We start from the raw sequence: 12,349 nt of genomic DNA, 5'->3' as shown, positions 1-12,349 counted from the left end.
GCCCGATACGAGGTGCGGGGCGATGACCGTCGCTCCCGCAGGGATCGAAATTAGATACAGATACCACCATAGGTCATTGACCGGTGTTCTTCAGTCTGTTTCTTGAGCGGCGGATCGTGGCTGTCACGCTCCATTGAACCGTCGGAATTGGACCCTCTCAGATGTCGAGTGCACCCGGTCAAACCTCTCAGGCGCAGGCGCTTATTCCGTACACGGGCTTCTATGTCGTGGACGCGACGACCAACGCCTTCGTCATGGTCGATACCCATGAAGTCTGGACGGCGTCGCCGACAGGCGGTCAGTCGCAATATTTCGGCACCATCACCCTCTGCCCGGACGGCGTAACGTCCAACAAGTTTGAGATCGGCGCCGGGGCGAGCTTCGACGGCACGACCCTGACCGTCTCCGATGGCCAGGGCGGCGCTGCGGCCGCCCTCACCTTCAGCAGCACCTCATCGGGGGTCAGCCTGAGCGGCACGCTGTACGGCGCTCAGGTGAAAGGGACCACGCCGTTCGGGCCGGTTCTGCTGCCGCTCTGGACCGGGACCTACTATCAACAGGGGGCGGTTGAGCACCACGGCGGCCTTCTGCACTACCCCTATATCCCGGCCCTGCAGGTCAACCCCGACGGCTCCATGCTGTACACCGCCACCCAGGGCGGCGAGATGAAGCCCGTGTCGTCCTACTGGTACGACTACGGCATGTTCGTGATCGGACTGATGGGTGTCGGTGCGGCGGGCAGCCCCCCCAAGCTTTACGAGATGGGCACGTCGTCCGGCTGGGGCCGGGTGGCCGGTGACGCTGACAGCGGCGTGATGCTGGTCAGCCTTCAACTGCAGCAGCTGGCTCCGAATCTGTGACCCCTGCAGCCCGCCGCGCGACCTCTCCTCGCGGCGGGCGAGGGCATCTCCCCTAACGGCGCAGGAATGCTTATACGGGCGTCATGACCGACGAACTGGCTTCCGGCTATCGCCGCTTCCGTGAAGAACGCTGGCCCGAGGCCCGCGCCGAATACGAGGCTCTCGCAAAGGGCCAAAGGCCGCACACCCTGATCGTCGCCTGTTCCGACAGCCGCGCCGATCCGGCCCTGATCTTCGATACCGCGCCTGGCCAGCTGTTCGTGGTGCGCAACGTCGCCAACCTGGTCCCGCCCTATCAGCCCGACGGCCACCTGCACGGCGTCTCGGCGGCGCTGGAGTTCGGGGTGAAGGTGCTGAACGTGTCGCGCATCGTCGTCATGGGCCATGCCTCCTGCGGCGGGGTCAACGCCATGATCCACGGCGCGCCCGACAATGTGCGGGACTTCGTCGCGCCCTGGGTCGCGCAGGGCGCGCCCGTCGTGCGCCGAGTCTGCGAGGAGGTCGCTCCGGCGGAGCGGGAGCAGGCGGCGGAGGAGGCGGTGGTCCGCCTGTCGCTGGACAACCTGCGCACCTTCCCGTGGATCGCAGAGCGTGAGGCGGCGGGAACCCTGATGCTGAGCGGCCTGCATTTCGGCATCGCCGACGGCGTGCTTCGCGCGTTGAAGGGACCGGGGCGGTTCGAGCCCTTGGACTGAAGCCCCTTGTGACGCCTCGCCTCGTCCGACGAAGCGTGGCACACCGGACACCTGTTTTCGGAAGGCCGCGATGACCCCCACCCCTCACGCCAATCCCATCCCCAACATCCTGACCGGCCTGCGCCTCGCCGCGGGCGTGGTGATGTTCCTGATGCTGGCGGGCGCGGCCCCGGGCTTCATGGACGGCTTCCTGTCGCCCGAGCAGCAGCTCAGCTTCGGCGTCTGGGCCTTCTGGATCTACGCCGTCGCCGCCTCGACCGACTGGGTCGACGGCTTCCTGGCGCGCCGCTGGCACGCCACGACCCGCTGGGGCGCCATCCTGGATCCGATCGCCGACAAGGTGCTGATCACCGGAGCGATCCTGGGCGTGCTGGCGTCCGGTTCGCTGCCGGGCATCGCCATTCCCTGCGGCCTGATCCTGTTCCGCGAGTTCGCGGTTTCGGCCCTGCGCGAGACCGTGGCGGGCAAGGTCAAGCTGCCGGTCACCCTGCTGGCCAAGTGGAAGACCCTGCTTCAGATGCTGGCGCTGGGCGCCCTGCAACTGACCCTGCTGTGGGACGCTTTCGGCCTGACCAACCCGGACGGCACCGCCCCGGAATGGCAGACCCATTTCGAGACCTTCGCGGTCGTCCTGACCTGGGTCGCCGCCGGCGTCACCCTGTGGACCGGCTGGCAGTATTTCTCGAAGGCCCAGCAGAAGATGAGCCAGCTCTGAAGGTCTCCCTCCCCCGAAGTGGGGAGGGTGGCTGAGCGCAGCGAAGCCGGGTGGGGAATGCCAAACACACCCCACCCTGTCGCCGCTTCGCGTCGACATCCCTCCCCATGAAGGGGAGGAAGAAGCCTCACCGAACGCCCAGTTCCCGCACCAGCCCGTCCATGCCGTAGACGTCCCGCAGGGCGGTGGTCACCGCGCCGGTGGTCACGATGACCGAGCGGTTGACATTGCGGTCGTAGCCGTAGGCGTTGCGCTGGGTCAGGACGGTGGAGTCGAAGTTCGCCCCCACGATCTCTCCCGCCGCTGTCACGATAGGCGAACCCGACGAGCCGCCGATGGTGTCCGACGACACGGTCATGTTCAGCACGGTCGAGCCGTCGATGCGGTCACGCGCGGCCAGAAGTTTCGGGGCGACGTCGAACGGCGCGGCGCCGGTCGCCCGGTCCCACAGCCCGCTGAAGGTGGTGAAGGCGCCGAACCGCTGGCCCGGCACGTCCGACCCTTCGATCTTGCCGTAGGTCAGACGCAGGGTGCCGGTGGCGTCCGGGTAGACCGCGTCGCCGTAGGTCTGGAAGCGCAGGGCGGCCAGGCGTTCCGAGGCGCGGTCGGTCGGGGCCTGGACCCGGGCCTCCCAGTCTGAGCGGGCGGCGCGGGTCTCGTCCTGGATCGACAGCAGGTATTTGATCAGCGGATCGTTCGACGCCTCGACGGCGGCGAGGCCGCCCTCCCACAGCGCGCGGCGAACGGCGGGGTCGGCCAGGGTCGTGCCTTCGATCAGGCGCGCCGACAGGCCTTCCGGCGACTCGGCGCCCAGCAGGCCGCGCACCGCCGGATGATCGACCGTCAGCCACTCGCGGGTCTTGGACAGCCACCACTCCATGCGGACCTGCTCGAGGCCGGGATAGACCGGACGTTCGGCGAACAGGCCGGTCTGCACCGCCGCCAGACGGCTGTCGGCGAACTCCGGCAGGCGCTCGGCCGACGGCTTGCCGCGCTCCTGCGCGCCGCGCACGATGGTCCGCGCCCACAGGAACAGCTGGGATCCGCCGGCCACCGGCGTGGTGCCGATGCCGGTCGTGCCTTCCAGCAGGGCGTAGGCCGGATAGCTCTCCCGCAGGATCGGCTGCACGCCGCTCAGCGTGGTCCAGGGATTGTCGGCGCCGACGCCGGCCTCGGCGCGGCCGCGGAAGTCGGCTTCCTGCTCGGCCTTCATGGCCATGAACGACGGATCGGTCAGCGCCCGCATCCGGCCCAGGCCGCGCTTGTAGGTGTTCTCCAGGCCGACGATCGGATCCATGGCTTCGAAGGCCTGGCGCTCGCCCTCTTCGGAGTAGCGGATCAGGCGGCCGCGCAGCTCGGACGCGATCAGCTGGTCCATCGGCAGGACGACGTCGCGCACGCTGAACAGCTGGTCCTGCGTCAGCAGGCGCTGGGTCGCGCCGGGGCTGCCCGAAACGAACACCGGCGTGCCCTCGACCGGACGATCAGCCTTCCAGGTGAAGTGGGTCGGCGTCGCCGCCGGGGCGCCGTTCTCGTACAGGCGGATGAAGGCCGCATCGATGGCGAAGCGCGGGAAGCTGAAGTTGTCCAGATCGCCGCCGAAGGTCGCGGCCCGGTCCTCCGGCGCGAAGGCCAGGCGGACGTCCGAGTATTTCTTGTACGTGTAGAGCTTGAACTGACCGCCCCGATACAGGGTCACCACCTGGCAGCGCTTGTTGGGATCGCCGGCGCAGGCCTCCTGCTCGATCCGGCCCGCTTCCGCGTCACGGGCGCGGGTGAAGGCCTGGCCCGACAGGCCGGCGCCGACGGCGTGCATCCGCTCGGTCACGTCGGTGATGTCGGTCAGGATCTCCGCGCTGCCGCCGGGGCATTTCAGCTCCTCTTCCCGGCTGCGCGGGGTGAAGCCGGTCTCGGCGTAGTTGATCGCCTGCGTCGACAGGTTGGCGACGCAGGTGGCGACGCAGTGATTGTTGGTCATCACCAGGCCTTCGCCCGACACCAGGCCCGCCGAACAGCCGCCGAACTTCACCGACGACAGCCGCACCCGGTCCAGCCACGCCTGGTCGATATGGGTGCCCAGCGTCTGGTTGGCCCGCGCGATGGGGAAGTTGTCGAACGTCCACATGCCTTCTTCCGCCTGGGCGGCGGAGCCTGCGGCGAGGGTCAGAAGGGCGGCGGCGACGGCGGGGGTGAGATGACGCATGAAAACGGACTCCGGGCGGGCGGCGTGCGCCCTCATTTGCGGCGGACCATGAAACCAGAAGGGGCCGCCCGGCAAGTCCGGACGGCCCCTCTCGAAGGCGTTGCGGTGTCGCGCCGGACTTAGCGGCGGCGACGCTGCGGTTGATCGACCCCCAGCTCCTGAAGCAGGCGCGGGTTCGGGTAGATGTTGCGCAGCGCTTCGGTGATCGCCGCGGTCGAGACGGAGACGGTCCGGTTCAGCTCGCCGTCGTAGCCGAACGAGCCGCCCAGCGAGTGGATGTTGCCGTCGAAGGCGGCGCCGATCACTTCGCCGGCGGCGTTGATCACGGGCGAGCCCGAGTTGCCGCCGATGATGTCGTTGGTCGACGAGAAGTCATAGACCACCGACTTGTTCACCCGGCTCTCGTTGTCGATGAAGGCCTGGGCCGCGTTGAACGGCTCGGCGCCCGTGGCCCGTTCGTACAGGCCGCCCATGTAGGTGAACGGCGGCACGGTCACGCCGCGGTAGCTCCAGCCTTCGATCTTGCCGAAGGACAGGCGCAGGCTGAAGGTCGCGTCCGGATACAGGTTGGTGCCGTAGACCGCGAAGCGAGCCTGGGCGACCTTCTCGGCGGCGCGGGCCGTCGGGGCGTTGACCTCGGCGTTCCAGCGGTCGCCGATCGCCTTGGCGGCGTCGTCATTGGCGACGACGAAGGCCAGCAGCGGATCGGCTGCGGCCAGTTGCTCGGTCGTCATGGTCGCGGCCTGGGCGCGGAAGGCCGGATCCGCCAGCTTGGTGCCGGTGATCAGGCGCTCGGCCAGGGCTTCCGGGCTCTCGCGGCCCAGCATCGCCTTCACCTGCGGATTGTCGACCGTCAGGTACTCCCGCGTCTTCGACAGCCAGTAGCGCATGCGGATTTCTTCCATATCCACATAGATCGGCGTTTCGGCCGAGATCGTCGCCGCCATCCGGGTGCGCTGCTCGGCGGTCATGGTGGTGTTCTTGGACGCGCGGACCAGGGCCTTGGCGTAGGCGTACAGTTGCGAGCCGCCGCCGGCCGATTGCTCCAGCTGGCGGACGGGCAGGTAGAGGTCGCGGGCGGTGGCCTGCACGCGCTCCAGGTCGGCCCACGGATCGCCGATGCGCTGGACCAGCGACGGGTCGGCGGCGACGCGGGCGCGCAGCTCGGTCTCTTCTTCCCGCTTGCGGGCCATGAAGGCCGGATCGGTCAGGGCGCCTTGCTGGCCGTAGTAGACCTTGAAGCTGTTCTCCAGGCCGAACACCGGATCGAACGACACGCGCTTGGCCTCGTCGCCGGTCAGCGAATATTCGAGCAGGCGGCCGCGCAGTTCCGAGTTCTGGATCAGGGTGACCGGCAGCTGCTGGTCGCGCAGGCGCTCCAGCTGGCTCATGGTCAGCAGGCGCTGGGTGGTGCCCGGGTTGCCGGACACGAAGGTCACGTCACCCTCGGCCGGGGCGTTCGGGTTCCAGCGCAGATAGTTCTGGCCGACGTTGACCGGCTTGCCGTCCTCGTAGGCGCGCAGGAAGCCCGCATCCAGGGCGTAGCGCGGGAAGTTGAAGTTGTCGGGGTCCCCACCGAAGAAGGCGGCCTGGTTTTCAGGCGCGAACACCAGGCGGACATCGTCGTACTTGCGGAACTTGTACAGGGCGTATTTGCCGCCGCGGTAGAAGCTGATGACCTGGCAGTTGAACTTGGCGTCGCCCGCGCAGGCTTCGGTCTGGATCTTGTTGATCTCGGCCGAGCGGGCGGCGTTGAAGGCCGCGCCTTCCAGGCCCTGGCCGGCGCCCAGCACGCGGTCGGTGACGTCGACGATCTCGGTCAGGACTTCAGCGGTCTGGCCGGGGCAGCGGCGCTCTTCCTCGCGGGTCGCCGCCGTGAAGCCGTTCTTCACGAGGTCCTGCGTCGGAGTGGACAGCTCCTGCGAGCAGCCGACCACGCAGTGCCAGTTGGTCAGGATAAGGCCTTCCGGCGAAACGAAGGAGGCCGAGCAGCCCTGGATGCGGACCGAGGCGTTGCGCACGCGATCCAGCCACGCCTGATCGATGCGGGTGCCGTAGCGCTGGTTCACCGTCGCGATCGGGAAGTTGTCGAAGGTCCACATGCCTTCATCGGCCTTGGCGGCCGACGGCGTGGCCATGATCGCCATAACGCCACCCACGGCGATGATGGACGCGGTCGCCTGAACAGCGGCGCGCAACGAACGGAACATCATTTTGGCATTTCTCCCTTGGGCCGGCCCCCGGCCTGGTGCGGGTAACTAGCGCCTGTGCAACGCGGTCGTCCACGGTTTCCCGTCGCCGCCGTTTCATATCGGCGCTCGCCTTACCCCGATTTAACTTGGCCACAACCTTGGGCGTCGTCACATAGCGGGCAACGTCCGGGACCCGCTGATTTCATGTCGCTCGCACTTTCAACCCTTCTGTACGAGTGGCGCCGCTACATGGCGGCGGTGATGGCGCTCGCCCTTTCCGGCCTGCTGGTGTTGGCCATGACCGGCGTCTTCATCGGCATCGGCAAGGGCTTCACCGCGACCATCGAGCGCTCCAGCGCCGACATCATCATCATGCAGCCCGGCGCCAAGAGCCTGATGGGCGGACCGTCGGGCGTGCCGCGCCGCTTCATCCCGCTGGCCTACCGCAATCCGGCCGTGGTCGAGGTCCAGCCGCTGGACGGCGCCGGCGGCTCCTTCCAGTCGGTCAAGAACGTCGATCCGACCATGTCGCAGGCCGATCGCGCCAAGATGGGCGCGCCGCGTCAAGAGTTCGTCCAGGCCAGCATCATCGACACGACGCCGGGGTCCGTGACCATCCCGACCGACTATTCCCAGGAACTGGTCGACGCCCTGCGTCAGCCCTACACGGTCGCCATCGACGAGACCGCCACGCGCAAGCTGGGCGTCAAGCTGGGCGACAAGGCCCTGTACAACGGCCAGACCGTCACGGTCGTCGGGATCACCCGCGGCTATCCCAACATGATGCAGGCGACCATCATCATGTCGCGCGACACCCTGCGCATGGTGGGCCAGGCCGATACCGGTCCGCGCGTCGGCCCGCTGATGATCAAGCTGTCCGATCCGACCCAGGCCCAGCGCGTCGCCAATGAGCTGAACGTCCAGGGCGACGGCCAGTGGAAGGCCTGGACCCGCCAGCAGCTGGCTGACGCCAACGCCGGCGCGATGTTCGAAGAAGGCATCCTGGTCATCATCATCGGCGGCTGCGTGGTGCTGGGCACCATCATCGGCGTCGCCATCACCTGGCAGACCCTGCGCGGCGCCATCATGGCCAACATCAAGGAGTTCGCCTCGCTGCGCGCCCTGGGCGTGGGCATGGGGAGCCTGCGCCGCATCGTCATGGAACTGAGTTTCTGGGTCGGCTGCGTCGGCGTCATCGCCGCCATCTTCCTGACCTGGCTGGTGCAGCTTCTGGCCCTGTCCAACGCCGTCATCATCGCCCTGCCGATCCCGCTGCTGATCATCGTGGGCGGCGGCCTGATCATCATCGCCATGCTCTCGGGACTGCTCTCGCTCGGCATCCTCAAGAACAGCCAACCCGCGGACCTGCTGCGATGAACAGTCACACCAAGGTTCACGGAAAACACGGCGACTTCGCCATCGAGGCCAAGGGCCTGGTCAAGCGGTTCAAGTCCGGCAAAAGCTTCGTCGAAGTGCTGAAGGGCGTGGATTTCGACGCCCGCCACGGCGACCTGACCATGGTCATGGGACCGTCGGGCTCGGGCAAGTCGACCTTAATCGCCGCCCTGTCCGGCCTGCTCCGTCCCGAGAAGGGGCGGGTGGACGCCCTCGACGTGGACGACCTGTGGAGCTTCTCCTCGGGACGGATCGACCGCTTCCGGCTGGACCACTGCGGCTTCATCTTCCAGGGCTTCAACCTGTTCCCGGCGCTGTCGGCGCTGCAGCAGGTCGAGATCGTCCTGAAGTTCCAGGGGCTGTCCAAGGGCGACGCCACCAAACGCGCCAAGCTGGCGCTGGAGGAGGTCGGCCTCGGCCATCGCCTGCACCAGCGGCCGTCGGCCCTGTCGGGCGGCGAGAAGCAGCGCGTGGCCATCGCCCGCGCGCTCGCCAAGGATCCGAAGATCCTGTTCGCCGACGAACCCACATCGGCGCTGGACGGCGAGAACGGCCAGGTGGTCATCCGCCTGCTGCGCCGCGCCGCCACCGAACACGGCGCCGCCGTCATCTGCGTGACCCACGACCCCCGCCTCGAGGCCTGGGCCGACCGGGTCATCCACATCGAGGACGGCGTCATCATCAGCGACGAACGCCGCACCCCCAATCCTGACGCCGTCTTGGCGTCGCACTGAACGCCTTCCAGGACCGAGAAACGACATGCTCCGCTTTCTGAAGAACAAGTGGCTCTGGATCGGCCTGATCGCGGTGATCATCGCGGTCGCCGGCTTCACCATGGTCAGGGGTAACGCCAAGGCGAAAAAGGCCGAGGAAGAGAAGGCCGCCGCCGAGAAGGTTGAAAGCCCGTATGCGGCGATCGCCAACGGCAAGGTCGATATCGAGGGCGGCATCATCCAGATCGCGGCCCGCCGCGGCGGCGTGGTTCGCGAGGTTCTGGTGCAGGAAGGCGACCGTGTCGTCGCCGGTCAGATCCTGGCCCGTCAGGAAGACGATGAACCCCGTCTGGCCCTGCAGACCGCCAACGCCGATCTGGTCGCGGCCGAAAGCCAGCTGCGCCTGATCCAGGTCAACATCCGCACCGCCCAGCGCGAGTTCGAGCGTCTGGAACGTCTGGCCGCCACCAACTTCGTCGCCGCCCAGCGCCTCGACCAGGCCCGTGACGCCATCGCGTCGGCCCAGGCCCAGCTCGGCTCGCAGCAGGCGGCGGTCGAGACCGCGCGCGCCCGCCGCGATCAGGCGACCTATAATGTCGAGTTGACCGTCATCCGCTCGCCGGCCAACGGCCGCATCGTGCGTCGCTACGCCAATCCGGGCGCCGGCGCCTCGACCCTGAACGTGTCGAACATGTTCGATCTGGAGCCCGACGCCCCGCGCATCGCCCGCGCCGAGATCGTCGAGAGCGACATCCCGAACGTGACGGTCGGCCAGCAGGTCGAGATCACGCCCGAAGGCGACACCTCCAAGGTCTACGTCGGCACCGTCCTGCGCCGCGCCGCCGTCTTCGGCGCCCGCAAGCTGGCCTCGGACGATCCCTCGCAGCGTTCGGACGAGCGCGTCATCGAGGTGGTGGTCACCGCCGGCGACGCCCCGCTGCTGATCGGCCAGCGCGTGCTGGTGAAGTTCATGAAGCCCGGCCAGGTCGCCGGCGCCCCGCGCACGGTCGCCGCCGGCGTTCCGGCCGACCGCTCGATGCGCGCCCCGGCCCGTCAGGGCGGTTGATCAACGGCTGTGAGGATCAGGTTCGCGTCGCGCGGACCTGATCCCTCAGCCATCGCAGCACGGTTCGCTCGCTGCGGGTCGCCTCGCCTCGCCCGCGGATGACGGCCAGCACGCCGCCGTCCGGCACGAAACCGAACGGCGCCGCCAGCCGCCCGGCGGCCACCTCATCCTCGACGATGGCCCAGGGCAGCACCGCCGCCCCCAGGCCCGCCACGGCGGCGTCCACCACTACATGAAGATGCGCCAGCGTCCGGTTCCGCCCGCTCGGCGGCGTCTGTCCGGTGACGGCCGTCCAGTCCGTCCAGGCGCTTTCCCGGGTTCGCGTCGTCAGGCGCGGCGCGGTCGCCAACGTTTCGATCAACTGCGGCGCGCAGACCAGTCCGATCCGGTTCTCCGCGAGGATCTCTACCCCCGGCTCTTCCGCCTGGACGCGGTCGATATAGCGCAGGGCCAGGTCCGCGCCGCGCTGGCGCAGGGCGTGGGTCTCCAGTTCGCTCAGTGACAGCGCCACCTCCGGGTGTCGCGCTTCGAAATCGGCCAGCCGGGGCACCAGCCACTTCACCGCGAGGCTCGGATGCACCGCCAGTCGCACGGTCTCGCGCTCGCGCACCTGCCGCACCGCCGCCGCCAGCGTGTCGAAGCCGGACGTCAGTCCCGCCAGCAGAGTCTGGCCGGCTTCTGTCAGCCTCAATCTGTGCTTCGGCCCCTCGAACAGACGCACGCCCAGCGCGGCCTCCAGCGCCTTCACCTGCCGGCTGACGGCGCTGTGGGTCACATGCAGTTCGGCGGCCGCCCGGGTGGCGCTGCCGGTCCGTCCCATGGCCTCGAAGGCGCGCAGTCCGTTCAGCGACGGCAGCGACCCACGAGGTGTGAGGTTTTCGAACATGGTCTAGCCGATAAGTCGCTTTCGCGGGCGCCGCAATCCCGCGATCCAGCGCCATGTTCACGCGCGCCCGTCTCGTCGTCCCCGTCCTCGGCTTCGGCCAAATCGTCGCCTTCGCCTCCAGCTACTATCTGCTGGGGGTTCTCGCGGACCCGATGGCGCGGGCCTTCGGCCTGCCGCCGACGCAGGTGTTCGCCGCCCTGTCCGTCGCCTTCCTGATCTCGGCGGTCCTGACGCCCTGGGCGGGCCGGTGGCTCGAGCGGCGGGGCGGGCGGCGCGTTCTCGGATGGGCCCACAGCGCCTTCGCCGCCGCGCTGCTGCTCATGGCGACGGCCCCGTCGAAATGGGTCCTGCTGGCGGCGGTCGCGGGGCTGGGCGTGGGCATGTCGATCGGCCTGTACGGCTCGGCCTTCGCGACGCTGGTGGAGATCCACGGCGCGCAGGCGCGTCGTCCCATCACCGCCGTCTCGCTGCTCGGCGCCCTGGGCGGAGGGCTGGGCTGGCCGATCAGCCGCCTGATCGTCGAAACCTTCGACTGGCGGATCGCCTGCGCCTTCTGGGCGCTGGCGCATCTGGCGCTCTGCCTGCCCCTGACCGCCTTCGTCCTGCCGCCCCGACCACCGGGCGTGATCGATGGCCGGGCGCCCGCGGAGCGCATGCGCTGGGACCGCCGCATGGTCCAGATCGCCGCGGTGTTCGCCGGAGGCTGGATGGTCTCGACCGCCATGGGCGCGCATCTGCCGCGCCTGCTGGCCGATCTCGGCCTGGCGCCCGCCCACGCCGCCTGGGCCGCGGGACTGATGGCCGCCAGCGCCGTCGCCGCCCGTCTGTTCGACCTGCTGATCCTGCACCGCTCGCACCCGGTCCTCACCATCCGGATCGCCAGCCTGTTCCATCCTCTGGGCGCGGTCCTGGCGCTGCTCGGCGGCGCGCGCCTGGCGCCCCTGCTGGCGGTGGGGCAGGGGCTGGGCAACGGCCTGCTGTCCGTCGCCGCCGGCGTCCTGCCGCTGCATGTGTTCGGCCCGGATCGCTACGCCGTCCGGCAGGCGCTGGTCCTGACGCCGGCCCGCTACCTCCAGGCGGTCGCGCCCGCCGCCTATGCCTTCGCCGTGGACGCCTCGCCGGTCGCGGCTCTGATCCTGTCCGGCCTGGTGTGTCTGGCCATGTTCGCGATGACGCTGGGGCTGCGGCCGGTCGGGGAGGTCGCATAGCTTTCACTATGCAATCGATGCGAGAGGTGTAGGCTCCCGTTTCTGAAGCTTCACAGGAGACGTGCCATGGCCTTTCCGACCGCCGTCAACGACCAGATCACCGACGCGATCACTCAGAGCAATGTCAGCGTGCTGGGCGAGTCGCCCGCCGTGGCGCTGGGCAGCCTGTACCAGAGCATGGCGCACGCCACCGGCCTGATGTTCCACAACGCGGTCGCCGCCCAGCAACAGCAGAACATCGCCGCCCAGGCCGCGACCACTCAGGGCGTGATGCAAATTTACAGCCTGGACACCGTGGCGACCAGCAAGATCCTCGGATGAAACGGCCCATGCCGAAGGCTGGAGCCGAGGCCGGACCGGCGCGGCCCGCCGCGCGGTCCCGCTATGCTCACGTCAACCGGGAGGTCACCGACTCG

General features: G+C 68.8%; 11 protein-coding genes. 8 read left to right on the top strand and 3 right to left on the bottom strand.

Annotated elements, in window-relative coordinates:
* Window positions 1-161: 161 nt before the first annotated feature.
* The 3 genes from AC3WRV_RS15210 (at window position 162) to pgsA (ending at window position 2,270) form a co-directional block, all read left to right on the top strand.
* The gene (locus AC3WRV_RS15210; protein ID WP_492313903.1) at window positions 162-860 is read left to right on the top strand and encodes a hypothetical protein; all 699 of its coding nucleotides are present in this window, start codon (window positions 162-164) and stop codon (window positions 858-860) included.
* A gap of 83 nt (window positions 861-943) precedes the next feature.
* Entirely contained in the window at window positions 944-1,555 is a 612-nt protein-coding gene (locus AC3WRV_RS15205) for a carbonic anhydrase (RefSeq protein ID WP_492313902.1), read from the top strand.
* Window positions 1,556-1,625: 70 nt separating this feature from the next.
* The gene (pgsA, locus tag AC3WRV_RS15200; protein WP_291835534.1) at window positions 1,626-2,270 is read left to right on the top strand and encodes a CDP-diacylglycerol--glycerol-3-phosphate 3-phosphatidyltransferase; all 645 of its coding nucleotides are present in this window, start codon (window positions 1,626-1,628) and stop codon (window positions 2,268-2,270) included.
* A gap of 127 nt (window positions 2,271-2,397) precedes the next feature.
* Here the strand turns inward: pgsA and AC3WRV_RS15195 are convergent, their stop codons facing one another.
* Window positions 2,398-4,473 (bottom strand): S46 family peptidase, encoded by a 2,076-nt coding sequence (locus AC3WRV_RS15195; RefSeq protein WP_291835537.1) that lies wholly within the window; start codon window positions 4,471-4,473, stop codon window positions 2,398-2,400.
* Between the two features lie 119 nt (window positions 4,474-4,592).
* Window positions 4,593-6,686: a S46 family peptidase gene (locus AC3WRV_RS15190; RefSeq protein ID WP_492313901.1), complete on the bottom strand. Its 2,094-nt coding sequence runs from the start codon at window positions 6,684-6,686 to the stop codon at window positions 4,593-4,595.
* Window positions 6,687-6,869: 183 nt separating this feature from the next.
* Here AC3WRV_RS15190 and AC3WRV_RS15185 point away from each other — a divergent pair, with 183 nt between their 5' ends.
* Genes AC3WRV_RS15185 through AC3WRV_RS15175 form a run of 3 tightly spaced genes read left to right on the top strand, consistent with a single transcriptional unit; the run spans window position 6,870 to window position 9,839 of the window.
* Window positions 6,870-8,042, top strand: a complete 1,173-nt coding sequence (locus AC3WRV_RS15185; protein WP_492313900.1) for an ABC transporter permease — start codon at window positions 6,870-6,872, stop codon at window positions 8,040-8,042.
* Window positions 8,039-8,794: an ABC transporter ATP-binding protein gene (locus AC3WRV_RS15180; RefSeq protein ID WP_291834412.1), complete on the top strand. Its 756-nt coding sequence runs from the start codon at window positions 8,039-8,041 to the stop codon at window positions 8,792-8,794. The genes AC3WRV_RS15185 and AC3WRV_RS15180 overlap by 4 nt, the downstream gene beginning before the upstream one ends.
* A gap of 25 nt (window positions 8,795-8,819) precedes the next feature.
* The gene (locus AC3WRV_RS15175) at window positions 8,820-9,839 is read left to right on the top strand and encodes an HlyD family secretion protein (protein ID WP_291834410.1); all 1,020 of its coding nucleotides are present in this window, start codon (window positions 8,820-8,822) and stop codon (window positions 9,837-9,839) included.
* A 16-nt stretch (window positions 9,840-9,855) separates the two neighbouring features.
* Here AC3WRV_RS15175 and AC3WRV_RS15170 read toward each other — a convergent pair whose 3' ends face one another.
* Complete coding sequence (locus AC3WRV_RS15170; RefSeq protein ID WP_492313899.1) at window positions 9,856-10,725, bottom strand: LysR substrate-binding domain-containing protein; 870 nt, start codon at window positions 10,723-10,725, stop codon at window positions 9,856-9,858.
* 53 nt (window positions 10,726-10,778) lie between these two features.
* On the opposite strand from AC3WRV_RS15170, the gene AC3WRV_RS15165 reads away from it, so the two are divergent.
* Together AC3WRV_RS15165 and AC3WRV_RS15160 are read left to right on the top strand one after the other, a co-directional pair.
* Complete coding sequence (locus tag AC3WRV_RS15165) at window positions 10,779-11,933, top strand: MFS transporter (protein WP_492313898.1); 1,155 nt, start codon at window positions 10,779-10,781, stop codon at window positions 11,931-11,933.
* A gap of 66 nt (window positions 11,934-11,999) precedes the next feature.
* Window positions 12,000-12,254: a RebB family R body protein gene (locus AC3WRV_RS15160; RefSeq protein ID WP_291834400.1), complete on the top strand. Its 255-nt coding sequence runs from the start codon at window positions 12,000-12,002 to the stop codon at window positions 12,252-12,254.
* Window positions 12,255-12,349 lie beyond the last annotated feature (95 nt).

The sequence above is a fragment of the Brevundimonas sp. EU05-FHT14B11 genome (assembly GCF_058790835.1).
The sequence above is the reverse complement of the archived record's forward strand: the minus strand, read 5'-3'. Positions and strand labels throughout refer to the sequence as shown.

Coding starts and splice junctions, on each gene's coding strand:
- AC3WRV_RS15185 (WP_492313900.1), top strand. CDS start 6,870: ATGTCGCTCGCACTTTCAACCCTTCTGTACGAGTGGCGCCGCTACATG.
- AC3WRV_RS15210 (WP_492313903.1), top strand. CDS start 162: ATGTCGAGTGCACCCGGTCAAACCTCTCAGGCGCAGGCGCTTATTCCG.
- AC3WRV_RS15180 (WP_291834412.1), top strand. CDS start 8,039: ATGAACAGTCACACCAAGGTTCACGGAAAACACGGCGACTTCGCCATC.
- AC3WRV_RS15190 (WP_492313901.1), bottom strand. CDS start 6,686: ATGATGTTCCGTTCGTTGCGCGCCGCTGTTCAGGCGACCGCGTCCATC.
- AC3WRV_RS15175 (WP_291834410.1), top strand. CDS start 8,820: ATGCTCCGCTTTCTGAAGAACAAGTGGCTCTGGATCGGCCTGATCGCG.
- AC3WRV_RS15170 (WP_492313899.1), bottom strand. CDS start 10,725: ATGTTCGAAAACCTCACACCTCGTGGGTCGCTGCCGTCGCTGAACGGA.
- pgsA (WP_291835534.1), top strand. CDS start 1,626: ATGACCCCCACCCCTCACGCCAATCCCATCCCCAACATCCTGACCGGC.
- AC3WRV_RS15195 (WP_291835537.1), bottom strand. CDS start 4,473: ATGCGTCATCTCACCCCCGCCGTCGCCGCCGCCCTTCTGACCCTCGCC.
- AC3WRV_RS15165 (WP_492313898.1), top strand. CDS start 10,779: ATGTTCACGCGCGCCCGTCTCGTCGTCCCCGTCCTCGGCTTCGGCCAA.
- AC3WRV_RS15205 (WP_492313902.1), top strand. CDS start 944: ATGACCGACGAACTGGCTTCCGGCTATCGCCGCTTCCGTGAAGAACGC.
- AC3WRV_RS15160 (WP_291834400.1), top strand. CDS start 12,000: ATGGCCTTTCCGACCGCCGTCAACGACCAGATCACCGACGCGATCACT.